The organism is Planococcus sp. MB-3u-03 (assembly GCF_002833405.1).
Taxonomy (GTDB): domain Bacteria; phylum Bacillota; class Bacilli; order Bacillales_A; family Planococcaceae; genus Planococcus.
In genome coordinates, this window is the sequence record NZ_CP025135.1 from 190,773 (window position 1) to 216,596 (window position 25,824).

The 25,824-nt window shown below is 49.9% G+C and carries 33 protein-coding genes and 2 riboswitches; of the genes, 24 read left to right on the top strand and 9 right to left on the bottom strand.

What is annotated here, in order from left to right; genetic code table 11:
* Positions 1-70: 70 nt before the first annotated feature.
* The 4 genes from CW734_RS02200 to CW734_RS02220 form a co-directional block, all read right to left on the bottom strand.
* Positions 71-742, bottom strand: a complete 672-nt coding sequence (locus tag CW734_RS02200) for an ABC transporter ATP-binding protein (RefSeq protein ID WP_101189232.1) — start codon at positions 740-742, stop codon at positions 71-73.
* A 2-nt stretch (positions 743-744) separates the two neighbouring features.
* Positions 745-1,779 (bottom strand): ABC transporter permease, encoded by a 1,035-nt coding sequence (locus CW734_RS02205; RefSeq protein WP_101189233.1) that lies wholly within the window; start codon positions 1,777-1,779, stop codon positions 745-747.
* A 271-nt stretch (positions 1,780-2,050) separates the two neighbouring features.
* Positions 2,051-3,454 carry a sensor histidine kinase gene (locus tag CW734_RS02215; RefSeq protein ID WP_101189235.1) on the bottom strand — a complete coding sequence of 468 codons (1,404 nt, stop codon included), beginning with the start codon at positions 3,452-3,454 and terminating at the stop codon, positions 2,051-2,053.
* Positions 3,451-4,125: a response regulator transcription factor gene (locus tag CW734_RS02220; protein ID WP_101189236.1), complete on the bottom strand. Its 675-nt coding sequence runs from the start codon at positions 4,123-4,125 to the stop codon at positions 3,451-3,453. The genes CW734_RS02215 and CW734_RS02220 overlap by 4 nt, the downstream gene beginning before the upstream one ends.
* A 145-nt stretch (positions 4,126-4,270) precedes the next feature.
* On the opposite strand from CW734_RS02220, the gene CW734_RS02225 reads away from it, so the two are divergent.
* The 3 genes from CW734_RS02225 to CW734_RS02235 are packed head-to-tail and all read left to right on the top strand — an operon-like array spanning position 4,271 to position 5,617.
* The gene (locus CW734_RS02225; protein ID WP_101189237.1) at positions 4,271-4,789 is read left to right on the top strand and encodes an HIT family protein; all 519 of its coding nucleotides are present in this window, start codon (positions 4,271-4,273) and stop codon (positions 4,787-4,789) included.
* Positions 4,770-5,216: a PaaI family thioesterase gene (locus CW734_RS02230; RefSeq protein WP_101189238.1), complete on the top strand. Its 447-nt coding sequence runs from the start codon at positions 4,770-4,772 to the stop codon at positions 5,214-5,216. The genes CW734_RS02225 and CW734_RS02230 overlap by 20 nt, the downstream gene beginning before the upstream one ends.
* A 32-nt stretch (positions 5,217-5,248) precedes the next feature.
* A complete protein-coding gene (locus CW734_RS02235; RefSeq protein ID WP_101189239.1) occupies positions 5,249-5,617 on the top strand; it encodes an iron chaperone in 369 nt (122 codons plus the stop codon).
* Positions 5,618-5,713: 96 nt separating this feature from the next.
* On the opposite strand, the gene CW734_RS02240 is transcribed toward CW734_RS02235, so the two are convergent.
* Entirely contained in the window at positions 5,714-6,715 is a 1,002-nt protein-coding gene (locus CW734_RS02240; protein ID WP_101189240.1) for an EAL domain-containing protein, read from the bottom strand.
* Positions 6,716-6,932: 217 nt separating this feature from the next.
* Here CW734_RS02240 and CW734_RS02245 point away from each other — a divergent pair, with 217 nt between their 5' ends.
* From CW734_RS02245 to CW734_RS02300, 13 genes are all read left to right on the top strand, one after another.
* Entirely contained in the window at positions 6,933-7,394 is a 462-nt protein-coding gene (locus tag CW734_RS02245) for a DinB family protein (RefSeq protein WP_101189241.1), read from the top strand.
* Between the two features lie 143 nt (positions 7,395-7,537).
* Positions 7,538-8,368, top strand: a complete 831-nt coding sequence (locus tag CW734_RS02250; RefSeq protein ID WP_101192106.1) for an STAS domain-containing protein — start codon at positions 7,538-7,540, stop codon at positions 8,366-8,368.
* A gap of 211 nt (positions 8,369-8,579) precedes the next feature.
* Positions 8,580-9,029, top strand: coding sequence for a flagellar assembly protein FliW (gene fliW / locus CW734_RS02255; RefSeq protein WP_232787136.1), 450 nt, complete (start codon positions 8,580-8,582; stop codon positions 9,027-9,029).
* A 3-nt stretch (positions 9,030-9,032) separates the two neighbouring features.
* Positions 9,033-9,254 carry a carbon storage regulator CsrA gene (gene csrA / locus CW734_RS02260; RefSeq protein ID WP_058382099.1) on the top strand — a complete coding sequence of 74 codons (222 nt, stop codon included), beginning with the start codon at positions 9,033-9,035 and terminating at the stop codon, positions 9,252-9,254.
* Between the two features lie 218 nt (positions 9,255-9,472).
* Positions 9,473-10,330: a flagellin N-terminal helical domain-containing protein gene (locus CW734_RS02265; RefSeq protein ID WP_101189243.1), complete on the top strand. Its 858-nt coding sequence runs from the start codon at positions 9,473-9,475 to the stop codon at positions 10,328-10,330.
* Positions 10,331-10,401: 71 nt separating this feature from the next.
* Positions 10,402-10,563: a hypothetical protein gene (locus CW734_RS18185; RefSeq protein ID WP_157824110.1), complete on the top strand. Its 162-nt coding sequence runs from the start codon at positions 10,402-10,404 to the stop codon at positions 10,561-10,563.
* Positions 10,564-10,619: 56 nt separating this feature from the next.
* A complete protein-coding gene (locus tag CW734_RS02270) occupies positions 10,620-10,796 on the top strand; it encodes a YjfB family protein (protein WP_101189244.1) in 177 nt (58 codons plus the stop codon).
* Between the two features lie 198 nt (positions 10,797-10,994).
* Positions 10,995-11,708, top strand: a complete 714-nt coding sequence (locus tag CW734_RS02275; protein WP_101189245.1) for a glucosaminidase domain-containing protein — start codon at positions 10,995-10,997, stop codon at positions 11,706-11,708.
* A gap of 164 nt (positions 11,709-11,872) precedes the next feature.
* Complete coding sequence (locus CW734_RS19545; RefSeq protein ID WP_308302130.1) at positions 11,873-12,217, top strand: flagellar cap protein FliD N-terminal domain-containing protein; 345 nt, start codon at positions 11,873-11,875, stop codon at positions 12,215-12,217.
* Complete coding sequence (locus tag CW734_RS02285) at positions 12,147-12,788, top strand: FliA/WhiG family RNA polymerase sigma factor (protein ID WP_308302129.1); 642 nt, start codon at positions 12,147-12,149, stop codon at positions 12,786-12,788. Before CW734_RS19545 ends, CW734_RS02285 begins: the two co-directional genes overlap by 71 nt.
* A 21-nt stretch (positions 12,789-12,809) precedes the next feature.
* Positions 12,810-13,223: a DUF6115 domain-containing protein gene (locus CW734_RS02290; RefSeq protein WP_101189247.1), complete on the top strand. Its 414-nt coding sequence runs from the start codon at positions 12,810-12,812 to the stop codon at positions 13,221-13,223.
* Positions 13,224-13,236: 13 nt separating this feature from the next.
* Positions 13,237-13,671, top strand: coding sequence for a YaaR family protein (locus tag CW734_RS02295; RefSeq protein WP_101189248.1), 435 nt, complete (start codon positions 13,237-13,239; stop codon positions 13,669-13,671).
* Between the two features lie 27 nt (positions 13,672-13,698).
* The gene (locus CW734_RS02300) at positions 13,699-14,049 is read left to right on the top strand and encodes a PilZ domain-containing protein (protein ID WP_101189249.1); all 351 of its coding nucleotides are present in this window, start codon (positions 13,699-13,701) and stop codon (positions 14,047-14,049) included.
* Between the two features lie 111 nt (positions 14,050-14,160).
* On the opposite strand, the gene CW734_RS02305 is transcribed toward CW734_RS02300, so the two are convergent.
* Genes CW734_RS02305 through CW734_RS02320 form a run of 4 tightly spaced genes read right to left on the bottom strand, consistent with a single transcriptional unit; the run spans position 14,161 to position 17,212 of the window.
* Positions 14,161-14,694, bottom strand: coding sequence for a 1,2-dihydroxy-3-keto-5-methylthiopentene dioxygenase (locus CW734_RS02305; RefSeq protein ID WP_101189250.1), 534 nt, complete (start codon positions 14,692-14,694; stop codon positions 14,161-14,163).
* A gap of 21 nt (positions 14,695-14,715) precedes the next feature.
* A complete protein-coding gene (locus CW734_RS02310; protein ID WP_101189251.1) occupies positions 14,716-15,330 on the bottom strand; it encodes a methylthioribulose 1-phosphate dehydratase in 615 nt (204 codons plus the stop codon).
* Positions 15,327-15,992 carry a 2-hydroxy-3-keto-5-methylthiopentenyl-1-phosphate phosphatase gene (locus CW734_RS02315; RefSeq protein WP_101189252.1) on the bottom strand — a complete coding sequence of 222 codons (666 nt, stop codon included), beginning with the start codon at positions 15,990-15,992 and terminating at the stop codon, positions 15,327-15,329. Before CW734_RS02315 ends, CW734_RS02310 begins: the two co-directional genes overlap by 4 nt.
* The gene (locus CW734_RS02320) at positions 15,989-17,212 is read right to left on the bottom strand and encodes a 2,3-diketo-5-methylthiopentyl-1-phosphate enolase (RefSeq protein WP_101189253.1); all 1,224 of its coding nucleotides are present in this window, start codon (positions 17,210-17,212) and stop codon (positions 15,989-15,991) included. Before CW734_RS02320 ends, CW734_RS02315 begins: the two co-directional genes overlap by 4 nt.
* Before the next feature lie 70 nt (positions 17,213-17,282).
* Positions 17,283-17,396: riboswitch (SAM riboswitch) on the bottom strand.
* Between the two features lie 301 nt (positions 17,397-17,697).
* Positions 17,698-17,849, top strand: a riboswitch (SAM riboswitch).
* An 80-nt stretch (positions 17,850-17,929) separates the two neighbouring features.
* Between CW734_RS02320 and mtnK the strand changes: the two genes are divergently transcribed.
* The 8 genes from mtnK to CW734_RS02360 all read left to right on the top strand — a co-directional run bounded on the left by mtnK (position 17,930) and on the right by CW734_RS02360 (position 25,776).
* The gene (gene mtnK / locus CW734_RS02325) at positions 17,930-19,120 is read left to right on the top strand and encodes an S-methyl-5-thioribose kinase (RefSeq protein WP_101189254.1); all 1,191 of its coding nucleotides are present in this window, start codon (positions 17,930-17,932) and stop codon (positions 19,118-19,120) included.
* A complete protein-coding gene (gene mtnA / locus CW734_RS02330) occupies positions 19,117-20,178 on the top strand; it encodes an S-methyl-5-thioribose-1-phosphate isomerase (protein WP_101189255.1) in 1,062 nt (353 codons plus the stop codon). The genes mtnK and mtnA overlap by 4 nt, the downstream gene beginning before the upstream one ends.
* Positions 20,175-21,257: a sugar ABC transporter substrate-binding protein gene (locus CW734_RS02335; protein ID WP_101189256.1), complete on the top strand. Its 1,083-nt coding sequence runs from the start codon at positions 20,175-20,177 to the stop codon at positions 21,255-21,257. The genes mtnA and CW734_RS02335 overlap by 4 nt, the downstream gene beginning before the upstream one ends.
* A 39-nt stretch (positions 21,258-21,296) precedes the next feature.
* Entirely contained in the window at positions 21,297-22,847 is a 1,551-nt protein-coding gene (locus tag CW734_RS02340) for a sugar ABC transporter ATP-binding protein (RefSeq protein ID WP_101189257.1), read from the top strand.
* Positions 22,777-23,808, top strand: coding sequence for an ABC transporter permease (locus tag CW734_RS02345; protein ID WP_101189258.1), 1,032 nt, complete (start codon positions 22,777-22,779; stop codon positions 23,806-23,808). Before CW734_RS02340 ends, CW734_RS02345 begins: the two co-directional genes overlap by 71 nt.
* Positions 23,809-23,900: 92 nt before the next feature.
* On the top strand, positions 23,901-24,659 hold the full coding sequence (locus tag CW734_RS02350) for a hypothetical protein (RefSeq protein ID WP_101189259.1): 759 nt from the start codon (positions 23,901-23,903) through the stop codon (positions 24,657-24,659).
* Between the two features lie 27 nt (positions 24,660-24,686).
* The gene (locus CW734_RS02355) at positions 24,687-25,157 is read left to right on the top strand and encodes a GNAT family N-acetyltransferase (protein WP_101189260.1); all 471 of its coding nucleotides are present in this window, start codon (positions 24,687-24,689) and stop codon (positions 25,155-25,157) included.
* The gene (locus tag CW734_RS02360; protein ID WP_101189261.1) at positions 25,147-25,776 is read left to right on the top strand and encodes an NUDIX hydrolase; all 630 of its coding nucleotides are present in this window, start codon (positions 25,147-25,149) and stop codon (positions 25,774-25,776) included. Before CW734_RS02355 ends, CW734_RS02360 begins: the two co-directional genes overlap by 11 nt.
* The last annotated feature ends 48 nt before the right edge of the window (positions 25,777-25,824 follow it).

Consider the following 25,824-nt stretch of genomic DNA (forward strand, 5'->3'; position numbering starts at 1 on the left):
CTTTTCGATTCATAGCAGACCATAGACTTCTTCAATATTCTAAAGAGACGGCCGCAGCCGTCTCTTTTCTTTATGCTAAGCGGCCGTCTTTCATGGTGATGACGCGGTCCGCGTAAGCGAGCAAATCTTCTTCGTGAGTGACCATCAAGGTGGCGATGTTCAATGTTTTCGTCAGTTTCTGAAGCAATTCCATCACTTCGTGCGATTTGGTGGAGTCCAAACTTGCCGTCGGTTCATCCGCAAACAATAGCTTGGGCTGGTGGACGATGGCCCTGGCGATGGCGATGCGCTGCTTTTCGCCGCCGGACAGCGAGGCAGGATAGGCGGTTTTCCGGTGGGCCATGCCGACTGAATGGAGCATTTTGTCGGCTTCATCGCGGCGTTGTTTTTTCGAAAGCGGGGAGCCTGCTGTCTCGAGCATGAGCAGCAATTGTTCTTCGGCCGTGAGAAATGGCACGAGGTGAGAGGATTGAAATACAAAGCCGAACGATTCCGCGCGGATTTGGCGAATCTGTTCCTGGTTCATGGCGGTCAATTCCTCGCCGTCAAAATGAATCTCGCCGCCAGAAGCGGACTGAAGCCCCGCCGCGATCGTCAAAAGCGTGCTTTTGCCGGAACCCGATGCGCCGACGAGTGCGGTGATTTCCCCTTCCGTCAGTGACAGGTCGATCCCTTTTAAAATTTCTTCTGCTACCTCACCGGTTTGGAAGTTCTTTCGGATGTCTTGTGTTGTGAAAATCATGCTTATCCTTCTCCTTGTTGAATGGCTTGAAGCGGCTTGGCTTTGCGGATCTGAATGCCGGACAAAGTGGCCCCGGCAAATCCGATGGCAAAGAATACCGCCGATAATTGAAGTGTGACGGTGATCGGCAAGTAGAACGGCATGTCGCCTGGTGCCAGGGTCGCGAACAATTGGCTGACGGCAATCGATAAGATGAGCGCGATCGCGGTAATGACGAGCATCTGTGTCCAGATCATGCGGAACAATGCACCGGTCTTCACGCCGATCGCTTTTAAGATGCCGTACAGCCCGAGCTTCTGGATGTTCATCATATAGAAGAAAATCGCGAACAGCATGCCGCTGATGACCACTAAAAACCAAACAATCATCGACAATGATAATTGCTCAGCGCTATAGCTCGGCAAAGTGTTGAGAAATTCTTCAATCGAGAAGCTTTGCAAGCCGGCGATTGCGCCGGGTTCTGCCGTCTCTGGGACGAATAGCATTTGCAGTTCGCCTGTCCGGTACATATCTGCGAAGTCATTCGAATGGATAAAAGCGACAGCGGCGTGACTGTATTTCGCGCCGTCGGTAAAGCCCGCAACGGTAAATTCCCCATCCAACTGGCTGTTGGCGAAGATGTCGCCTTGCTTGATACCGTCTTCTTCGAGCGAGCGGTCGAGAACGATCTCGCCTTTTGCGACATCAGGGAATTCAGTCGAGCCGGTCGACGTGGCGAAGGCGACGCTTTGCTGTTCGTCTTGTTCATTTAATAAAAAGCCCATCTGGATGGAAAATGCAAACGCGCCGTCGTTTTCCGACAAGGCAGATTGCTGGGTTTCTGTGTCGATCGCGGACAAGGCGTGGGTTTCTTCCGCTGCCGTTTCCATATAGATCGTTCCGTCCGGTAAATTCTTGATCAAGGCGGCGTTGTCTTGTGACAAGCCGTTCGCGAGCCCTGAGATGATGAAGGTCAATAAGCTGATCAAAAAGACGATCGATCCGAGAATCACGAATTTCATTTTGCTTTTTTTCATTTCTTTCCATGCTAAATTCACGTTGTTCGCCTCCGTTTTGGTATAGCTTCAGTTTACAGAGGCAAGGTGAATGGAAGGTGAACGGGCGTTGACAGTTTGGAATAAAAAAAGCCCTCCGGTTGTGGAGGGGTGGAAACTTTCAACTAACATTGAGAACCGTGTTTTCCAAAGCTTAACGCTCGCTTTCCTCGGGGCGGGAATCGAGCCTCCTCGTCACTTCGTTCCTGCGGGGTCTCTCAAACCCGCTGATCCCGTAGTAGTCGAGCGAACACTTCTCCAAACACTGGGACAGTTAATTTGATTTTTCGACAATAACTGGCTTGTTCAGTGAAACCGGCAAAGTGACCGTGACGATTGTGCCAGCATCTGGCGCGCTGTCGAGTTCGATCTGGCCGCCGTGGAGCTCGATGATTTCCTTGGCGATCGATAGTCCAAGTCCGGAGCCTTTTTGACCGCGGGTGCGGGCTTGGTCAGCGCGGTAAAAACGGTCGAAAGCGTGCATCGTTTCGTCTTCTGTCATGCCGATGCCGTGATCGCGCACCGTCACATGTACGTAGCCCTCACTTCGCGTAAGCGTTACATCGACCGCGCCGCCTTGTTCGCTGTATTTCACCGCGTTGGTCAACAAGTTTTCCCAGACGGTTTGAAGCAGCACCGCATTGCCTAGCGTATAGGCTGGGGTGAGCTGTGCGGACAGCGCGAGTTCTTTGTCGTCGAACGCATAGCGCAAATGGCTGAGTGTGGCGTGCAATTGCTCGTGAAGTGCAACGGTCTCGAGCGCTTCAGGGGTTTCCTTGTCGACCGATGCCAAGGTCAATAATTGCGTCGTCAACAGCGATAGCCGCGCCGTCTCTTCGCGGATGATGTCCGCGTAGTGCTGCTTGTCGGAATCGCTAATGCCTGGTTTTTCTAACAAGCCGAGGTAGCTTTGAATCGTATGGAGCGGCGACTGGATGTCGTGGGAGACGTTATGGACGAATTCCTTGCGCTTGACGGTCGATTGTTCAATGCGCGTACGCATCAACCGGAACTGGTCGGCTAGACGCCCAATTTCGTCTTTTCTGTCGATTGTGAGCGGCACGTCGAAGGTTTCTGTCGCCATTTTCTCGGTCGCTTCGGTCAATTTCGTAATCGGCTGAATCAACAAGCGCGCAATTAACAGCATGCCAAGAAAACTCAGCAATACAATCCCTACAGCCAAGCCGCCGAACAACAGATGGAGTTCCTGGAACAATAGCTCGATGTCGGGGCGCAGGAATAAAGCGTAAGGTTCGCCGCCGAGCGTCAACGGGACGCCGATGGAATTTTGCAGTTCATTGGCGAAAAAGCCGGTGACGAAAGTTTGGCGCGGAAAATCACGGATGCCGTTAAAAATATCTCCGCCGAGCACACGCTCCACGTCTTCTTGGGCGATCGTTTCATCACGGAATTCACCGCCGAAGCGTGAGATATCGCTACCATCGGTCAAATACAATTGATAGCCGGCGTCGCCGAGCACTTCGAGTGTGCTTTCTACTTGTCCAGGCGACAGGCTATTCAAATGGCCGGCAAACGATTCGGCGATCGCCAGGTTTTTATCGTTATTGTCTTCTTTCAAAAATTGGTGATACAGCGTGTTCATCGCGAAAAACGAAATGGCGCTGCTGATGAGCATGGTCAGGAACGTGAACCAGATAAATTTGACGTACAAGCTCATGAGTCGGCCTCCAGTTTATAGCCGACGCCGCGCACCGTGACGATCTTGACATCCGGTGCGAATGACTCAAGCCTCGTGCGCAGCCGTTTGATGTGGACGTTGATGGTCTGTTCGTCCCCTTGGAAATCGAGCCCCCACACGCTTTCAATGATGGCGTCTCGCGTAAACACATGGCGCGGTTTGGAGGCGAGCAAGGCGAGCAGTTCAAATTCTTTTAATGGAATGAACGACAAGCCGTTTGGCGAACGCAGTTCATAGCTTTTTAAGTCAATGGTCAACGACCCTATCGTAAGGGTATTGTTTTCGGGGTGGTCGTAGCGGCGCAAGATGGCTTTGACACGGAACAACAATTCCTTGGATTCAAACGGTTTGACCAAATAATCATCGGATCCGGCGAGAAAGCCGCGTTCTTTGTCTTCGATATGGTGGCGCGCCGTCAGTAAAATGACCGGGATCTCAAAGTCTGTGCGTAGGCGTTCGGTTAATTCGAACCCGTCGATTCCGGGCATCATGACATCGACAATCGCGAGGTCTGCCGTCTGCTGTTCCAGACGCGCCAGTGCCTCTTCACCGTTTTCGGCGGATATCACTTCGTAGCCGTGTTGCCGGAGCTCCCCAGCGACAAACTGGAGCATATGTAAATCGTCGTCTACTGCGAGTATACGAATCATGTAAAACCCTCCTTGCCTATTAGTATAGGACATAGCGTGAAAAGACGTTAGATTTTCCTTTCATGGATGAAATTGGCTTGTATAATAGAAAGAAAACAACTGTAGCATCAACGATTGTGCTGCATGGGAATATGGGGCGTGGGCGATGAGCGAGATTTTACGTCATAAAGAACAAGATTGTTTAGGCTGCAAGCTGGCAAACGGCGAGCTGCCGGTGTACATGGTGTATGAAAACGAGTGGGTCGCGTGTTTTTTGGACCACGATCCGTTCAACGAAGGGCATGTGCTCATTTTGCCGAAAGCCCATTACCGTTTTATTGACGATATGGACGATGAGACAGCACTTGCTATTTTAAAGGCTTCACAACTGATGAGCCGGGCCATCCGGGAACTTTACACGCCTTTTGGCATCACGCAGACGCAAAACGGCGGCGGGCCTGATGAATTGACGCATTTTCATTTGCATATCGTGCCAAGAGAGAAAAATCAGCCGTTCGCGAGTTTTTATACAGGAGATGAGTGGGACAACGAAGCGTTGAAGAACCGACTGGCCGATACGCGCATAAACTTGGCGGCGGCTATTGAAAAGCAGCTCTCGGGATTTCCCGGGGAAATAATGTGCAGCGAAGACGGAGGGGACGGTTATGCCAAAACGAATCGATGAACAAGCGCTCCATCAACAATATTACGCAGAAATCCGCGACAAAGTGGCGAGCGACCCGTATGCCCAGTCGCTCGGCATCCGCTTGACGAAATTCGAAGAGACGCTGGCCGAGGCGGAGCTAGTCGTGCAAGATCATATGGTCAATGCGTACGGAACTGCACACGGTGCGGTCATTTATGCACTCGCTGACCACGTCATGTCGGTTGCGAGCAATGCGCACGGCAAAGCGTCGGTCGGTTTGTCGACCAATGCCCAGTTCATCCAAGCAGCAAAACCGGGAGACCTGCTGACGGCGCGCGCAATCGAGACCAAGCGCAATTTCCGCGTCGGCTTCTACCGCGTCGACGTGCTGCGCGGAGACGAGATCATCGCGACGGTTGACGGGGTAGCGTACCGGAAAGACCAGTATTTCGTGGAAACGGAGTAATGGAAAGCTGTTATTCTAAGGAGGCAAATGATATGAATGAAATTACAGAGTACTTGGCGCAGATTGACGACACGGATCACCGCGACCGGATCGAAGAAGTATTGAAATGGGTCATGGCAACCTATCCTCAGCTCGCCCCGCGGGTTGCGTGGAATCAACCGATGTTCACCGATCACGGCACCTTTATCATCGCGTTCAGCACCGCGAAAAAACACATGGCGGTGGCGCCTGAAAAAGCAGCGATCGACCGCTTTGAGGAGGACATTGAAGCAGGCGGCCATTCGATCACGAAGCAATTGATCCGCATGAGCTGGAACCGGCCCGTCGATTACGCATTGCTTGGCAAATTGATCGAATTCAATATTGAAGACAAAGCGGGTTATGAGAAGTTTTGGCGGTAAATGAAACTATTTCGTAACGAGAGGGTTTGGGGTTTCCTTCTCATGATCCGATTTAATGCAATGAAAAAAGGAAGAGACCGCGGTCTCTTCCTTTTGTTATGAAGCCGTATTGACGGCAAGCGGTGCTGCTGCCGGCTTGCCAAAATAATAGCCTTGGAATAATTCGTAGCCTTGTGCTTTCAGCCATAGGAAATCTTCTTCGGTTTCGATGCCTTCTGCAAGCGGCGTCGAGCCGACTGCCTGGGCTTTTTCAAGGAAGCTTTGTGCCACTTGCTGCTTTTCAACGTCTTGAGAAACGCCAAACACGTATTTCATATCGAGTTTCATGAAATGCGGCTTTAATTCGCCGAGCACTTCGGCGGTGCTATAGCCTTCGCCGACATCATCGAGTGCATATTGGAAGCCTCTCGATTTGTAATAGCCAAGGATGCGCTTCAAATGTTCGAGGTCATCGACTTTCTCGGATTCGACAACTTCGAACACCAATTGGTTCGGGTCGACGCCTGTTTGGTGGGCGAGGTCGATGGTCGAACGCAGGCAAAATTCCGGCGAGTAAATCGACGTCGGAATGAAATTAATAAATGCTTTTTCACCGGACAATTGGCCAGCCGCCCGAACAGCGGTCATCCGGCAGACGCGGTCAAGCGCGTACAAGCGGCCACGGCTTTTCGCCGCAGGGAAGATCGTATTCGGATAAATGACCTGGCCGTCAGCGTCGTGGAACCGTGCGAGCATTTCATAGGCGAAGACATTGCGGTCTTGGTCGACGATCGGCTGGAAATGGGATACGATGCGTTCATTCTGGATGACTTCATCGATCCACTCCATATCGAATACTTGGTGCATATCGGTGATCGGCTGGTAACTCTCCTGGTTGATGCGGAATTCAGCCAACTCAGTTTCCAGCAAGTCTTCGCAAAAACTCAAAAATTCGCGTGCGCCGAACTCGCCCATACGCAGCCGGCTGTCTTTCAAAGAGACGTCCAAGCCTTGGCGCTCTAGATGATTTATGGCAATGGGAATAATGGAATGGTTTAATTCACCGCTTAGGCGAATATCAAATGTCAGTATCGAGACAGAACAATTATTGCAGTTCAAACATGCTCCCCTTAAATTTGTGGTAATTAAAGTATATCGGATGTGACTTAATTCACAAGAAGTATTTACAAGATTAGCTTTTAAGGCATAAAAGGCAAAGTATATACCAAAAATGGTTAGCTTTATGATATGACTTTATTGCTGCAAGTCGGAAGCTTTGCCTAGCTTCCTATGAAAACGCTAAAATGGGACTATTAACTTTTCGGGAGGCGATAGGATGAACGAAGAAATAATGTTTCGGCACTGGAAAACCTGGCGTGGCATGATCATCAAGCTGCTGGATAAGATGAGTGAAGAGGAAGCGGACCAAATGCCGACGCCGTTCCGCAACTCGATTCGTTGGAATGCGGGGCATCTGGCCACGGGAATCGATAGTTTCGTCTCGAAATCACTCGGCACATCCCCGTTTTTGCCGGAACGCTATAAAGAATTATTCGCCAGCGGCACATCCCCGCAAAACTGGGAAGGCGAAGTGCCGTCATTAGAAGAACTCAAGCAAGTGCTGCGCGACCAGCCCGACCAAATCGAACATGTGACTGCCGGCAAGCTCGACAGCAAATTGCTCGAGCCATTTCTCGGAATGGAGACGCTGGGGGAAGTCTTGGCGTTCATGATTTCCCATGATGCGCTTCATCTTGGAACGATGAGCGCTATCCGCAAAACGATCAAAATTCAATAACTAGACATAAGCCCCGCCTGAAACTGCAGGTGGGGCTTTGTTACAGGAGTATGACATTGTCATTTCTGTGGTCATATCGGCGTGCCGGCCCTTATACAAAATGGTATACTGAAAGCAATTCATTAGAAAAGGTGGCAGACGGAATGTCTTCATTTACGGAGTTTTGCGGATATATCACAGCGAGCCCGCGTACGCTCGCTGAACAAGTAGTGGACCGGGTGCTTGCGAAAATCGACCAGGACATCCCGGCAGAGGAACACTTACGCGCGGTGGAAATGTACGAAGAATTGCTTGGCTATCTCGGCGAGACCATCGGCAATGAAGCCGACCTTGAGGTGCCGGATGCACTCATCGAGTGGAGCAAGCAAAATGCAGAAATGCAAGTATCTTCCGGCGGCAAGATTTCGGAGATCGTCGTGCGTTATCCACCGACGCGCGTCGTCATGGCGGAATTGTTCACGGAACTGAGCGTCAAATCAGGGCTCAGCCTGGAAGAGAATGCGCTGGTCATCAAACGCATCAACACCTTGCTCGATGTCAGCCTGAACGAAACCTTCTTTGCGTTTGAACGACTTCAGGAAAAATACGAAGCGGAAATGCAAAGCGAGATGATTGCGCTGTCAGCACCGATCGTTCCAGTTGCGGACGATGTCGTCGTCTTGCCTTTGATCGGCTATCTCGATAGCTACCGGGTCAACCACATTTTGACGAATGTCATCCCGCACATTGCGGAAATGGATGTGTATCATGTCATCACGGATTTCTCGGGTGTTTTGAAGATTGACGACCAGACCGCAGAAGCGATCCATCATATCGGCAGCACGCTCAGCTTGATGGGTATCCACGTCGTCGTGGCAGGGCTGCGTCCGGACTTGGTGCAAACCATTGTCCATTCGGGCATTCAATTAGCATCCGCGGATGCCTATGCGACCGTCAAGCAAGCACTGGAAAGCTTGGAGAAAATCGAATCGTAATAAATTAGGAAACCGGGCCTCAAATGGGTCCGGTTTTTTTATGCCGTCCTGTAAAGATAAGTGGTTAAAAGCCGATAATTATAAATGGATGATATTAATTCACCGCCAAGGATGAACAAACAAATGATACACTGCTAGATAAAGGGGGGGCGTTTATAAGTCCCTTGACGTGGCATTGCGCAAACTGAAAGCTTTTTAGGGAAGGAAGTTAATGATGAAAATTCACACCGAACAATTCGGCGAACTTGAACTCGAAGACAATCGTTTGCTCACATTCGAGCGCGGCATCCCGGGATTTGAAGAGGAGACGAAATTCGTCTTACTTCCGGCAGACCCATCAGGCGATTCGCCATTCTTTTTCCTCCAGTCAACGGAACATACGGCAATCAGCTTCTTCATGGCGGATCCGTTCGTTTTTTTGCCGGACTATGAAGTGAAGTTGGATGACGCTCTTAGCGGACAATTGAAGCTGGAAGACTCGTCCGATGCGATCGTCTTGGTGACGGTCACGCCGAACAAACAAATCGGGGACGCGACAGCGAACTTAAAAGCACCAGTCGTCATTAATAATAAACAACAACTCGGCAAACAGATCGTCCTTAACAACTTGAACTACCAAGTGAAACATCCGCTGTTCCAACAAGCGGCAAGGCAGGTGTAAGCGATGCTCGTACTCGGACGCAAAGTCGGCGAATCAATCGTCATCGACGACAACATCGAAATCACGGTCACTTCCATCGAAGGCGACCTCATCAAACTGGGGATTTCCGCACCGAAGGAAATTCCGATCCACCGGAAAGAGATTTATTTGGAGATTCAGGAAGAGAACAAGAACGCGGTGTCGAATGTGATTGATATTAGTGATTTCTTGAAAATGAAAAAATAAAACCTGGAGCGGGCTCTAAATTGAGCTTGCTTCAGGTTTTTTTTGCTTTATTTCTAAAGTTCACGTACTAAGATTAATCGATTTCAAAAAGTTTTTAGAATTTTTTTCAAAAAAGCTAAACATTTTAAAACGCCTACCGATAAATAGAGTGTAAGGCAGTCCAAACGGATTTGGACGCTTGCAAAAAACAAAAAAACATTACACGGAGGTAATACACAATGATTATCAATCACAACATCGCAGCACTTAACACGCACCGCCAAATGGGCTCAGCTCAAAGCGCACAAATGAACAGCATGGAGAAATTGTCTTCAGGTCTTCGCATCAACAGCGCGAAAGATGATGCAGCTGGACTTTCAATCTCTGAGAAAATGCGCGGACAGATTCGTGGGTTGGAACAGGGATCACGTAACGCTCAAGATGGAGTTTCAATGTTGCAAACTGCAGAAGGCGCATTGAACGAAACTCATGATATTCTTCAACGCATGCGTGAGCTAGCAGTACAAGCATCGAATGATACAAATACTACTGAAGACCGTGAAGCAATTCAAAATGAAGCCAATCAATTAGCAAAAGACGTCAACCGTATTGCTAAAGATACCCAGTTTAATGGTCAAGACCTCTTAACTGGTATAGGCGGTCCAGCTGGAGATGGTGACTTTACTTTCCAGGTCGGAGCTAACCAAGATCAACAAATCACTGTTACTTTTGCGGACATGACGGGAGCTACTGGTCTATCAATTGCTACAGACGACACTGAAGCGGCAGCAGCAATTGATATTTCTTCAACTTCTGCAGTGGCAACAGTAGCTATTACAACTATCAATGATGCAATTAAAGCAGTTTCCGCTGAACGTTCTAACATTGGTGCAAACCAAAACCGTTTAGAATACGCAACTAATAACTTGAACACATCGGCTGAAAACCTGACAGCAGCGGAATCACGTATCCGCGACGTTGATATGGCAAAAGAAATGATGGAACAAACAAAGAACTCGATTCTTGCACAAGCTTCACAAGCAATGCTAACGCAAGCAAATCAAGCTCCGCAGCAAGTTCTTCAATTGCTACGTTAATTTTAACAATATGAAAAGGAGCCTGATTCTAGGCTCCTTTTTTATTAAGAATAGTTTGGAGGTAATCAAACATGCAAATTATTGAAAGATATCAAAAGGAGATTGAAGGGGAATGGTTTGAGATTACGGTTGAACACCATTTAAATCATGATTTTCCATATCATGCGGTAAGTACGCCTTTGAATATAAGCGGCAGCGGAAAAACTGTGAAGGCGCAGTTAAAATTGAACTGAAACTTAACCGTTAAATTGATACAATCTTTCTTCAAATAATTCTGTGAGGTGCTTATATGGATATCGCAGCTTTATCGATGTTGCTTAGCCAGATGAATGTCCGGCAAGAAGCGAGTGTTTTAGTAACTAAGAAAGCGATGAATCAGGCTGAGACAAACAGCGCTAGTGTTGTGAAGATGCTTGAACAATCGGTTCAGCCGCATATTGGCGGGTCTATTGATTTAAAAGGCTAAGGTAGCTGGAAATTTGTTTTCAAAATGGAAGCTTCTATAGTGAAGCTTCTTTTTTATGCGGAAAGCGGTAAAAAGTCACAGTTTTCATTCCAAACAAAATAATCCTAACTTCTGCTTACCCCCAATCCGCCTATTCTTTTTTCCAAAAGATTCTTGTAAACTAAACGAACAAATGGAAACGGAAGGTGTGGAAGAATTATGATGGGGCCGATCAATTCAAATTGGCTGTTTCAGTCGGCGATGAGTTCGCTTCAGCAGTCGACGCCGATGAATGGAAGTGGAGCTGCGAACAACCAGGGGCCGGGAATGGCGGGGCCTGGTTCGTTTTTGATGTTATTGATGGCGGCGATGATGGAGAATGTCCAGCAGACGCAAATGCTCACGCAGCAAGCGCCGGCTGCGAATGGCCTGTCCTTCATGGCGCCAAGGAATTCCTATAATCCAGCCGTCGCGAATTTGACGATGGAGCATAAAGACGTGGCGACCAGTAGTGCGGATAAAAGTGATTTGAAATTCCGCCCGGTCCAGTTTTTAAAACTCGATGAGCAACTCGCCGGGAAATTGAGCGGCGCGGCTGTACATTTTATCGAAGCCGGAAAGAAATACGATATCGACCCGAAACTCTTGTCAGCGATTGCGGTGCATGAAACCGGAAATGGTTCATCGAGAGCGGCGAATGAGAAAAACAATATTGCCGGCATGATGGGCAAGAACGGTCTCCGCAGTTACGAAACAGTGGCGGATAGCATCTACGATATGGCGCGCAATTTGCGGCAGAATTACTTGAACCAAGGCAAGGAAAGCATCGCCCAGATCGGCGCGAAATATGCTCCGGTCGGCGCGGCGAACGATCCCACTGGCCTCAACAACCACTGGACCACAGGCGTTCAACGCTTTTACAATACTTTATAATCTTCAAAAGCTGATTCCCGCGTGGGAGTCGGTTTTTTTTATTTATATGTCAAAACAGCGAACAGTTTTAACGTATATGTTAAAAAGATTCATTTTCCTGCTAAAAAAATCGCTTATCTTGCCGATAGTAAGAGTAACAGGATTATGGAAATGGAGTGGACGATATGCGCGTAGGCGGATTAGCTTCTGGGATGGATACCGACTCCATCGTTAAACAAATGATGCAAATACAGAAAATGCCTTTAGATAAATTGATGCAGCAAAAAGTATGGACGGAGTGGCAGCAAGAAGCGATCCGTGAACAGAATTTGGCGTTCTCGAATCTGCGCACGAGCGCGAGTAATTTGCGGCTTCAGTCGACATTCAATGCCTATAGCGCAGAGACGACGGGATGCCGGCGATTATTTAGTCGCGAAGTATTTGCCCTTGGTGGATTATGTGATTCAACGCTTTCTTATCAGCCTGCCGAAAACCGTCGACAAAGACGAAGTCCGAAGCTACGCCTATGAAGGCTTGCTGGACGCACTCGATAAATTCAAGCCGGAGAAAGACTGGAAGTTCGAAACCTATGCCGCTTGGCGGATCAAAGGCGCAATCATCGATGGCCTCCGGAAAAGCGACTGGCTGCCGCGTTCCTTGCGGGACAAAGTGAAAAAAATCGAAAAAGCATACGCCGAACTGGAACAACAGAAAGGCGAAAGTGCCAGTGACCAAGAAGTGAGCGAGTACTTGGGGATGACCCCGGCAGAATTGAACCGCGCCGTCTCAGAAGCTGCCTTATCGGCAATGCTGTCGATGGATGATGACCAGTCGAATTTGGAAGAGCGCATGCCGCGCGCCACTATCGGTTCGCCGGAACGCGAGCTGTCTGGACAGATGACCAAAGAGGCGTTGGCCAAAGCCATTGCCACATTGCCGGAAAAAGAGAAATTGACGGTTTCTTTATGTTATTTTGAAGAAATGAAGCTGACTGAAATCGCAGAGATTCTCGGGCTCAGCGTTTCCAGAGTGTCGCAATTGCATTCAAAAGCGATGCTCCGGTTGCACGCAGCGATGCTATCGGTCCATGAACATTATTAATTGAAGGAAAGCAGGGAGCAGATGATAGCACTGTTGATAGTGGTCAGCACTTTATTGTTATTGCTGAACGTCAAACTGATAATGTCGAGAAAGCTGATGATCGAGCAGGAGTCCGATCGGCTGGAAGCGGCTATGGCGGAATTTATCACAGCCGTCGAACAGGAAAACGATGCCTTATACGACAAATTGATGGATCGGCTGGAGCAAACGGAAGCGAAAATGGCGCAGTTAGAAAAAATGGAAGACCCAGCGCAAGAGCCGAAAAGCGCAGTTCGTTCTGCCGATAAGCCTCCAGTTGAAACAAGCCGGCGCGAGAAAGTCCGTCAGCTGACGAAACAAGGCTTCTCGGCTGCCCATATCGCGAAGCTTCTGGAATTGCCGATCGGCGAAGCGGAAGTCGCCGTCCAATTAGAAAAGAAAAGACAGATTCGATAGGTGGGACATGTAGATGCGCATTGATGCAGCAAGGCCTAGGCCTTCAGAACAACCCAATACGGCAATTGCTAAACCGCCAGGCGGTGCATTTGCAGAGGCCATGAAGCAGTCCCGGACCGAACTCCGGCGAGATGCGCTCACGCCCTTATTCGCGAATGTCGAACAGCGCGGAAAACGCCTGGCTGAACACAGGACTTTGGAAAACTTGGTTGCGTATAAACAATCCATCAAGCAATTCCTTAATGAATCGCTCCGCCATGGGCTCCAGCTAAGCGACCAGGCTGCGTCTGGTTTCGGTGACGGGGCGCCGCCTCATCAAATTGTGAAAATCATTGATGAAAAAGTGATTGCGCTTCAAGATCAATTACTGGATAATGAAGTGGAATATATTGGTATACTCGAAACGGTAGGGGAAATAAAAGGCTTGCTGCTCAATTTGTATATGTAACAAGCTTGGGGGAAAGGGAGAAACGATGTGAGCGACAACCGTAGGGAATTTTTTCGCGTGTCTTTTGTCCGCGCGATCAGCGGCAAGGTAGGGGTATCTGAGAAAGAAGAGGTTCTTGTAGATATTTCCAGCCTGAGTGCCGGAGGGCTTGTGTTCGAAGCCTATCTTGATTTCGCGTTGTATGAACAGGTAATCTGTAGCTTTGAATTGTTGGGTGAACCTTTTCAACTGGAAGGAAAAATCATCCGAAAAATAGCTAAAGAGCATAATTTCGAATACGCTGTGCAATTCAATGCCGGACAGCATTCTGTATCGAAACTATTTCAGCAATTGAATACATACCAGATCCGCAAACGAAAAAGCGTATTGAACGATTGAAAATCTCCGTTTTCACTGAATTTTAATCTCCGCAATACCAACAAAATGTTAAGAAAAAGCATAAAAGACATGCCCCCGTTAACAGGAGGCATGTCTTTTTCGGTTGTTTCTTTAGTTTTTGACGGTTTCGTCCTCGTAGACCGGAACCCATCCTTCCGTGGTGACAAAGATGCGCACGGCGACGACTTTGCGGTCTTCGGCGAGCGTGAAATAATGTGTGATGTTTTCCGGTACGGAAATCAAGTCGCCCGGAGTCAGGTGGACTTCGAAAAAGCGCTCGTCTTTGCCTTGGATGATGAAGACGCCGTGGCCGCTGACGATATAGCGAACTTCATCGTCTGTGTGGATATGCTTGCGTTGGAAGTTTTTCAAAAGCTCGTCCAATTTCGGGTTCGAGTCGGACAAAGATATGACGTCTGCCGCTTTGTAGCCGCGGCGCGCCGAGATGTCATCAATTTCTGAACGGAATGCTTCAAGGATCTGTTCTTTTTCCTCGTCGCTCAAGTCGAATTTCTCGCGCAATGGCTCCGGCAATTTATGGATATCCCAATGCTCGTAGACGACTTCCTGGCTTTCGAGAAATGCGGCAACCTCTTGCTGGGCTTCGATTGTTTCTTCTGTTCCTTGAATTTTAATGATGGCCATGATGAATCTTCCTCTCTTGTTTTAGGATTTGAATTGGCGGAGCGCCAGTTGATATTGAAATAAAAATTCGCTCGCTTCAAGCAGTTTTTTCGCTTCAAAAGCATCTTTCCCCCACACGGTGATGCCGTGGTTACGGATCAGGACGGCGCCTTTATCGGCGTTGACGAAGTTTTGGAATTCATTTGCGAGCCTTGGAATGTCGGCGTAGTTCGGAATGATCGGGATCGTTAGCTTGGCGTCTTGTTCCCATAAGCCGAAAGCTTTGATCAGTTCCTGTCCTTGAAATTGGATGAACCCGCCATCCCCATAGAGCTCGGAGATGACGTTGTTTGCAATGGTATGGACATGCAAACTGCAGCCGGCTGATGTTTCTGAATAAATGGCTTGGTGCAGCAATGTTTCGGCTGAAGGCTTAAGATTGCTATCTTGTGTCGGCTGCCCGTTTTTGTCGACGAGCAGGAAATCTTCGGCTGTTTCTTTGTATTTGTCTTTGCCGCTGGCAGTGACAAGAAATTCGAGCGGCTCATCTGATACTTTGATCGCCAAATTGCCGCTCGTACCCATAAACCAGTCGCGCGCAGCGAGCGATCGCTTCACTTCGGCAAGTTCTTGCCAGCGGGTTTCGTAAGCACTCATGAAATCACCCCTAGCTTGGCGTCGAGAATATCCGTCACGTCGTGGAAGCTTTTGAAGGCTTCATATGCAATGCCGAGCTCCTCGCATTTGTCGATCAGAAAATCCCTGGCGATGACGAGGTCTGCTTGCTTGGCGGCTTGCAGGTCGGTAATCGAATCACCGATGACGATGCTCGTCGATTGCTCCGACATGATGCGACGCATGACGGATGGTTTGCAGCAGCCACAGCCTTGACTGTCACACTGTTCGTCGCAGCCGTGTGGGAAACGGATATGGATCTTGTCATTCGAGAAATCCGCTTCGTTACAATAAATTCCAGCGAATGGACCGTATGGCTCGAGCAATGGATAGACGAAAAAGTCGATGCCTCCGCTGACGATATAGAGCGGGATGTCGTGGCGTTTCGTGTAGGCGACAAAATCGGCGAAGCCTTCACGGATTTCCGCTTGGTCGAGCGTGTAGGCGATGATTTGTTGTTTGGCGGAAGAAGGCAGCAAGGAAAACATTTGCTGGACGCCTTCACGTATGGAAATGCGCTGATCAAGAATTTGATCTTTTATCGGCGACCAACCCGGCGGATCAAACTGTTTCATAATGGCGATCAAATTATCGCGGGAAGTCACCGTTCCGTCGAAGTCGCAAAATATTACCGGTTTGTTCATACGGTCTCACCCCATAATGCTAAAGCTTTTTGTAATTCTTCTTGGTGTTTGGCGGCTTCTGTTAAAGGCTGTCCTTGAAGGGCGGCGTCGATCGCTTGGCGGAATGCTTTTCCGCCGGCAGCAGCGCCGTCCGGATGGCCATGGACGCCGCCTCCGGCATTGATGATGCTGTCGATGCCGTAGTCTTCCAAAAGCAAGGGCACGAGTGCCGGGTGGATGCCGGCAGATGGCACCGGGAAGCTGCGATTTAATGGACTGTTGCTGACTAGTTCGCGCCCGAGCTGCAATGCCGTTTGTTTCTCGAGTGCCACACTGCCGTAAGGGGATGGGAATAAGCTAAAGTCGGCTCCGGCTAGTCGTGTCAGTTTGCCAAGTGCCAGCGCCGTGGAAACGCCGTAAAAATCAGATGACGTGTAGGCGCCGCTGAATGCGGGATGTGCCATCAGCGGGAGTGCCACTTCTTCGTCTTCAGCCAGTTCCTGCAAGACGTCGAATCCGTAGGCATGGACATTGAACAATAAAGCATCCGCCCCGAGTTCACGTGCCCGCCGCGCCTTGTCGCGCAAGCTCGACGTCCGTCCGGATAAATTGACGGCATAGAGCGTGCGATGGCCGGTTTCTGCGTACACTTCGTCCAACACACGACGTGCTGCTAGGATGCGCTTGTCAAACGGCGTCAGCGGGTTGTCGAATAAAATCTCATCGTCTTTCACCAAATCGACGCCGCCGAGTGCCTGTTGACGGAGTTGATCTGATAAATAATCGAGGTCACGTCCGATGACGCCTTTAAAAATGCTCATGGCGAGCGGGCGCCCCGTGACGCCAAGCGTGTCGCGAATGCCGTCAATGCCAAAACGCGGGCCTGGGAACTGGCGGAGCAAGGATTCCTCAAAATCCAAATCAAGTAATTTGATCTCGCCATCGAGCGACAGCTTGCCAAAAACGGTCGTCAGGATGGCTGGCAGATCCGCTGAGAAATTGGCCGCCGGGTAATGGATTTTCAAATGGGCTTGGATGACTCCGTGCTTAGTGGGATGGGTGACGTGCGAGAATTCTTCGACCGACACGACGCGCCCTTTATGCTGTTGCAATTGCTGCTGCTCGAGCAATGGCAAATCGGTCCACGATCCAACCGTCAAACCGAGTGCAATGGCTTCTGCTTTTTTTTCGAATGAACCGGCTTTGCCGAATAATTGATATGTTGCGATAACACCGCTCATGAATAACCCTCCTGCTTAGTGGACATAAAAAAACCTCTTCACAAATAAGAAGAGGTTAAGAATTAACGCCTTCTTATTTCCCAGCCACTCAATTGTGTTGGCTGCAAGAATTAGCACCGTGTCCATGATCGGACCGGTTGCCGGGCTTCGTAGGGCTTGTCCCTCCACCTGCTCTGAATAAGAATAGAATATAGAATTGTTGGTGTTGCAAAGTAATTCTGATTATTCCATGGCAAGCAGTATCTGTCAACGAAGGAAATCAAAATATCTGAAAAATATCCCCTGGTCATTTCAAGAAGGAGATTCATCCACCCATCGCCACGGGAGTCCACGGAAGATCAGATGGAACTCAGCGACATAGACAACCCGAGTAGCGAACTCGCCTTTAGCGGAAAGATTTTCATTTTTTCAAAATATTTTATTGACAATGAATTCTGAATCATGCTAGCATTCGTTTCAGAACTTCATAAATGTTGCATAGCAAACTCTTATCAAGAGCAGGCAGAGGGAAATGGCCCGATGACGCCCAGCAACCGACCGTAATACCGTTGTGAGACGGGGCGCTTTGGCGCCGGGAACACTCCCGCAAGGCACGGTGCTAATTCCATCAGAAATGTACATTTCTGAAAGATAAGAGGCATGGGATCTCTTATTCTGCGCCTCTTTCTTTCGGGAAAGAGGCTTTTTATTATTCTACAGAAAAGAGGCAAATAATATATGACACTTACAGCATCATCTACATACAAAGCATTGACTGAACAACAAGCGATTCAGCTGGCACATGAGCTGGGCGTTTTTGCCCCTGAAGCTGCATTGCAAAGTGAAGAAATCGGAGATGGCAACTTGAATTACGTATTCCGCATCAGCGATTCTGCGAACGGGCAAGGGCTCATCATCAAGCAAGCTTTGCCTTATGCGAAAGTCGTCGGCGAAAGCTGGCCGCTGACGCTTCACCGGGCGACCATTGAAGCGAATGCCTTGAAGCTGCACGGCAAGCTCGCAAAAGGCCATGTGCCAAAAGTGTATGCGACGGATGCTGCGCTTGCTGTCACGGTCATGGAAGACTTGTCGCATTTGACAATTTTGCGCAACGGCTTGATTGACGGCAAGCATTACCCGAAGCTTGCGGAACATATCGGCGGCTATTTGGCGCACACTTTGTTCCACACCTCGGATTTCGGCTTGCATCCGTTCGAGAAAAAGCGGCTTGCGGCTGAGTTCTCCAATCCGGAGCTGTGCAAAATCACGGAAGACCTGATTTTCACCGATCCGTTTTTCGACCACGAGACGAATGACTTTGAAGAGCCGCTGCGCGAAGAGGTTCAGACGATTTGGAACAATGAGCCGCTGAAATTCGAAGTGGCTAAACTGAAGCGCAGCTTTTTGACGGAAGCGGAAGCACTTTTGCATGGCGATCTGCACACCGGCAGTATTTTCGTCGATGAGCAACAAACAAAAGTGATCGATCCGGAGTTCGCCTTTTACGGGCCGATCGGTTTTGATATCGGATTGTTCCTCGCCAATTTGATCGTTCAGGCGATTACGCGCAGCGGCGAAGAACGTGAACTGATTGTGCAAGACATCACACAAACATGGCAAGTGTTCGAAGAGCAGTTTTCAAGCTTGTGGGAAAGCGACGGAATCGAAACGTATAAAACGACGGCCGGTTACCGCGAATACGCCATCGAAAAAATCTTCCACGATGCGATTGGCTTTGCCGGATGTGAATTGATCCGCCGGACGATCGGCTTGGCGCATGTCCGCGACTTGGATGATATTGCAGACGAGTCAACACGCATCGACCGCAAGCGGCAAACCTTGAAAGCCGGGGAAGCATTGATCGAAACTCGCCGCAGCTATCATTCCATCGCTGAACTGGAAGCGGCGATCAAGGAGCTGAGCAAATGACCATTCCGTTATCGGTTATCTGGAAAGATGAACAACTAACCATTTTGGATCAGCGGCTGCTTCCGCAGGCCGTCCAATACGAAACGCTTGAAACTTTGGAACAAGTGCACGACGCGATTTTTCAGTTGAAAGTGCGCGGAGCACCGGCGATCGGCATTGCAGCCGCTTATGGCTTGGCTTTGGCGGCAAGACGGCATCAGACGGTGGACATCGAGTCATTCCGCAAGGATGTAAAAAAAGATGCTGACTACCTCATCGCTTCCCGTCCGACAGCGGTCAACCTGGCCTGGGCGGTCGCACGCTTAATCAATCGGATCGAACAGACGGGAACCGTTGCCCAGGCAAAAACACAGCTGATTGAAGAAGCCCAACTCATCCGCGATGAAGACGAAGCGGCATGCCGCAATATCGGTGAACATGCTCTCGAATTGCTTGCAGACAAAGAGAGAGTATTGACAATCTGCAACGCCGGATCGATCGCGACAGCCAAATACGGCACCGCACTCGCACCGTTCCATCTCGGCAAAGAACGCGGCCAAGAGTTTCAAGTGTATGCATGCGAAACCCGTCCTCTGTTCCAAGGGGGGCGCTTGACCGTCTGGGAATTGCAGCAGGCAGGAGTCGACGTTACGCTCATCACCGATAGCATGGCGGCTCACACGATTGCTGCAAAAGGAATCGAAGCGATCATCGTCGGCGCGGACCGCATTACGGCAAACGGCGACACGGCCAATAAAATCGGTACGCTTAATTTAGCGATTTTGGCACAGGCATACGGCATTCCTTTTTACGTAGCGGCCCCTGTCTCGACATTCGACTTATCGCTAGAAACCGGCAGCTCCATTTCGATCGAAGAACGGGCGGCGGAAGAAGTGGCAACAATCGGCACGCAGCAAATCGCACCGGCCGGAACGAAAGTGTTCAATCCAGCTTTTGATGTCACCCCAGCAAAATACATTACCGCCATTATCACCGAGCGCGGCGTCATCCGCCCGAACGATGAACAAACTATCGAGGCCCAGCTTTATGCGGCGCCGCTAAAAGGAGAAACAATATGAAAAACAAATCAGCGTGGTTCATTTTATTCGGTTTAGTGCTCGCCATCTTACTTTCAGGATGCCAGCCAAAGGGGGAAGCGACGGCAGAAGATGCAGATTCGGAAACTCCGGAAGCGGCAGCGGACCATCCGCTTTCAGGAAAGAAAGTCGCACTCATCATGCAGCAAAACCTCGGTACTTTTTCGGCACAATATATTGCAGGTGTAGAGGAACAGGTCGGAAAATTTGGCGGCAGCGTGACGGTGTTCACTTCAGACGGTGACCTGGCGAAAATGGCGTCCAATTTGGATGCATCGATCAACCAAGAGTTTGATGCCATTTTGATCGACCACGGAACGAAAGAAGCTTTGAACCAAGGGGTCGAACGCGCAGTAGAGCAAGGCATTCCGGTCGTCGCTTTTGACGCAGGCGTGGATGTCGATGGCGTAGTGTCGCTTGAACAGGGCGATCAATTAATGGCAGAGTTGACGCTCGAAAAATTAGCTGCAGATCATGGCGGGGAAGCGAATATCGTAAAAATCTGGACAGCCGGTTTTGCGCCCATGGAACGCCGCCAAGTGGCATACGAACAATTCCTCACTGACAATCCAGGCATCCAGGAAGTGACGGCATTCGGTGCCGCTACCCAAAACACGGCGCTCGATACGCAAGCGCAGATGGAAGCGGTGTTGAAGCAATACCCTGAAGAAGGCGAAATCACAGCGGTGTGGGCAGCATGGGATGAGTTCGCCAAAGGCGCCGTGCGCGCGATTGAACAAGCAGGACGCGACGACATCAAGGTGTATAGCATCGATATGAGCGATGAAGATCTGCAGATGATCCAAAAAGACGGCAGCCCGTGGGCGGCATCGGCAGCAGTTGACCCTCAGGATATCGGCCGCATCCAAGTGCGCTATGCGTATCAATTGATCGGTGGCGAGACGCCGGAAGAACAAGTAACGCTTGAACCGATCTTCATCGATGCGGACAAACTGCCGGAGACAGCAGTGACTACAGAAGAATTGGGCGAATACATTGAAGGCTGGGGCGTGAGCGAGCAAGGCTACACCACAGCGCTTGAAGAATTGGAAGGGCGCTAAAGAAAAGGGTTAATGGCTTTTGAGAAGGGAGGTACAACAATGGGTCGCCAGTTATTGGAAATGCAGGAAATTATGAAAAGTTTCGGTCCTGTCAAAGCGCTGGACGGAGCGGCGTTTTCGCTGGAAAGTGGTGAAATTCATGCTTTGCTTGGCGTCAATGGCGCCGGCAAAAGCACATTGATCAAAGTGCTATCAGGCGTCTATCCGCAAGACGCCGGAACGATTCGTTTGAACGGTGCAGAACTTGCATTGAATTCACCGAAAGCAGCAAAAAAGAACGGCATTTATTGCGTCTATCAGGAAGTTGACACCGCGCTAATTACAGAGTTGAGTGTCGCTGAAAACATCTTGCTCGACAGCTTTGCAGCAGCTGGCCCATTGTTCGTTTCCAAACGGAACATACACGTCCGTGCGCGCGAAGCACTGTCGCGTCTCCAATCTGACCATATCGATGTAGAGCAGAAGGTCGCGCAACTTAGCTTAGCGGACAAGCAATTGGTGCTCATCGCACGTGCGCTGGTTCATTCAGCGAAAGTCATTATTTTTGATGAACCGACGGCCCCGCTGTCGGTCCATGAAGCGGATAAGCTGTTCTCAGTGATCCGTGCGCTCAGTTCACAAGGCGTTGGCTGCATCTTTATCTCGCACCGTTTGCCGGAAGTGTTCGAGCTGTGCAGCCGCATCACCGTCATGCGCGATGGCCGCCATGTTGCGGAATTCGATACAGCACAAGCCGAACAACAACAAGTCGTCGAAGCGATGCTCGGGCGCACGCTGAGCCGTGAATTGCGGCACGTGGAACATGCCGTACAAGATACCTTGCTGAAAGTGGAAGGTTTGTCTGATGGAAGAAAATTAAAAGAAATCTCCTTCACGGCAGCATCAGGTGAAGTCGTCGCCATCGTTGGGCTGGTGGGGGCAGGAAAAACCGAACTTGCTAAAGCGCTGTTCGGCGCTGCAGAAACCATCCGCGGTAACGTGTCGCTCGGCGGTCAATCGCTGCGCTTGAAGCATCCAGCTGACGCCATCAAATCCGGAATTGCGCTCATTCCCGAAGAGCGGCGCAAAGAAGGGCTCTTCGTACATGAATCGATTGAAACGAACGCCAGTTTTCCGAATTTACGCAAGTTCTCTGGACGGTTGTTCATGAAAAAAGCAGAGGAGCAAAAATTTGCCCACTCGATTATTGACAAGTTGAAAGTCAAAACGTCTGATACAAACACACCACTCACACAGTTGAGCGGAGGCAACCAACAAAAAGTGGCAATCGGCAAATGGATGTCGTTGGATTCACGCCTCTATCTATTTGATGAACCGACAAAAGGCGTCGATATCGGAGCGAAAGTGGATATTTTCCACCTGATCCGTGAGTTGGCGGAAAGTGGAAAATCCTGCTTGTACTTCACGAGTGAAATACAAGAAGCGCTTGGCATCTCCGATCGCATTCTCGTGATGTGCGACGGCCGCATCGTCAAGGAATTAACAAGGGAACAAGCGACCCAGGAAAGGATTTTGTTATATGCAAGCGGTGGAGAAGAAGCTGTCCAAACAGCACACGACACAAGAGAAAGTCATCGGATTTCTGTATAAATACGGGGCGCTCGGCTTACTCGCAATCATCATTTTATATTTCAGCTCCATTAGCAGCGCCTTTTTCAGCTATGGCAACTTCACCGACATTCTGCGTTCGATTTCCATCGTCACCTTGTTGGCGCTTGGGGTAACGTTCACTTTGGTGGTGGATGGGTTTGATCTCTCTGTCGGTTCAACGATGTCTCTGTCGACGGTGTTCACGGCTTCATTGATGGTCTGGTACGATTTGCCGCTGTGGCTTGTTCTTTTGTTGCCGCTGGTGATCGGTGTGCTTGTTGGTTTATTCAATAGTTTCCTGATTGTCATCGTCGGCATTCCAGATTTGCTCGCGACGCTCAGTATGATGTATATTGTCGCGGGACTTCACAGAACCTATACGGAAGGCTATTCGATCTACAATTACATGCCCTTGACGTCTGGAGGTACGGCGCCGGGTGAAATGTCCTCTGCATTTTTATGGATTGGACAAGGGTATTTATTCGGCTTGCCGGTGCCAGTGTGGATCATGCTCGCTATCGTCTCGGTCGCTTACGTCATTCTCCAGCATACGAGATGGGGGCGCGTGTTTTATATGACTGGCGGCAATCCGGAAGCGGCGACCTTGTCGGGCGTCAATGTCAAAAAAGTGAAAACGATTGCTTATGTCGTTTCCGGTGCGTTGGCGTCGATGGCGGGTATTTTGTTCACTGCACGCGTCGGCTCAGGCCAGATTGATGCGGGAGCACCGCTGCTGATGGAAGCAGTGGCGGCAGTATTCGTCGGATATGCAGTTTTGGGCGCCGGAAAGCCGAATGTCCTCGGTACGTTTTTCGGTGCAGCGGTCATCGGGATTTTGCTCAACGGGCTAACGATCCAAAACTTGCCTTATTATGCATTCGACATCATTAAAGGCGGCGTGCTCGTCGCAGCATTGGCAGTAACCTATATATATGCGAAGAGGCGATTCGCCAAGACTTGAAAAGAAGGCTCCGGCCTTCTTTTTTTCATGCAGGAATATAGATGTCTCGAATCGAAAGTAATGGGAGATGGATGAGGAGAGGGGATTGGGAAATGCAGGCAGGTGAACATCTTCTGAATGTATGGCGGCGCTTTGATGGGCTGCCGATGGATAATTTGGTGAAGGCTTGGAATTATGAGCGGGCCGGGTTGAAAAAGCAGCGAAGCGTCGAGCAAATGCGGGAGCATCGTGAAGCGCATGGGCTTGGCGGAAATTGCTTTGACTTGGCGCTTTGGCTGATTGCGGAATTTCGCGAGGCTGGGATCGAGGCTTATGCGATTGGTTCCGAACTTAGCACAGAAGAAGCGCATGCAGTGGTATTGGCGCTCGATGAAAAAGGCCGGCGTTTTCTATGCGATTTAGGGGACCAATGGATACAGCCGATTTTAGTAGACTCGCAAGATCCAGCTTTCTCGGATGCCCCGCAATCAGGGTTTTTTCCAGGAGCGGACGTGCAGTTGTCGGCTGAGCCGGATGGCCTGACGATCATCTATCAACGTCCCGGCGGCAAATTGTCGGTGCAGAAGTATTCACTCGAGCCAATCGGCGAAGAAGCATTTTGGCAGGCAGCGGAATATTCGCAGCATCAGCTCGGCAAAACGCCGCTCATCGAAGTCCGTGTCCCTTTCGAAGGCGACACCGCCCATTGGGAATTCAACGATTGGCAAAGTGAGCTCAGCACGAACGAGGGCTTGTTCCAGGAAGAGCCTGCCCCTTCCTTTGACGCATGGGTGGAGCGCATTCATGAGCGGTCAGGGTATGACCGCGATATAATAGAAGAAGCACTCGCATTTTATAAAAGCATGGACTGAGCAAAGCAAGGCAAGGAGGCAAAGCGCATGAACACCAATTCATTACCGAAAGAAATCCAGACGGAGCGGCTGAAGCTGGTCCCGATAAGCGAAGAACTGTACCGCAATTTATACGGCAGCTACGAAATGGGCGCGCATATCAGCCTGCATTTGGATGATTTGAAACAAGATCAGCGGCTTTACGGCTGGGGCGCATGGATCGCTTTCGATAAATCCGGCGCGCCGGTTGGCGATATGGGGTTTAAAGGGCGTCCGGATAAAGCCGGAAAAGTGGAAGTCGGCTACGGCGTAAAAGAATCTTTTCAAGGGAATGGCTACGCTACAGAAGGCGTGCAAGGCTTGATTGATTGGGCTTTTTCATTTCCGGAAGTGCGTGAAGTGACGGCGGAATGCTACGAAGACAATACAGCTTCGATCTGCGTGCTTGAAAAACTGGGGTTTGAACGCACCGCGCAGTCGAAAGAGCTGGTGTTTTGGAGATTGCGCGATGGCTATTGAAAAAATCGCCTGCGTGACAGAGGATGGCGCGTTGACAGGCGTCGCGACTCGTGATGAAGTCCATCGCCAAGGCTTGTGGCACGAGACCTTTCATTGTTGGGTCGTGTCGCGTGAATTGGGCCGTACCATGATTCACCTCCAGCTGAGAAGCCAGGACAAAGCGGATTTTCCGGGGCTTTTTGACATAACAGCAGCAGGACATATCGCAGCCCACGAATCGATGAAAGACGGCGTCCGGGAAATTGAGGAAGAGCTTGGCTTGACGGTGGCATTTGAGCAATTGACGCCGCTTGGTGTGGTGAACGACGAGATTTCGCTATCTGGATTCACCGATCGTGAGCGGGCTTACATTCATCTATACGAAGGCACGTCAATCGACCTGGCGGATTATCGTCTGCAGCCCGAGGAAGTAGCGGGCATGGCGGCTGTCGATTTCCGGGCATTCTTTGAATTGTGCATGAAGCAAACGGAGACCATCGATGCCCATGGTTTTTTTGAAACACAGGATGGCAGACAGCTAATGCAGCAAAAGCTCGGCTTGTCCGACTTCGTGCCGCATGAACCGTCGTATTGGAAGCAAGTGGCGATTCGCATCCGCCAGCAATTGATGGATAGTTAAACAGAAAAACAAAAAGCGCTTGTATGGAAATTTTCCATACAAGCGCTT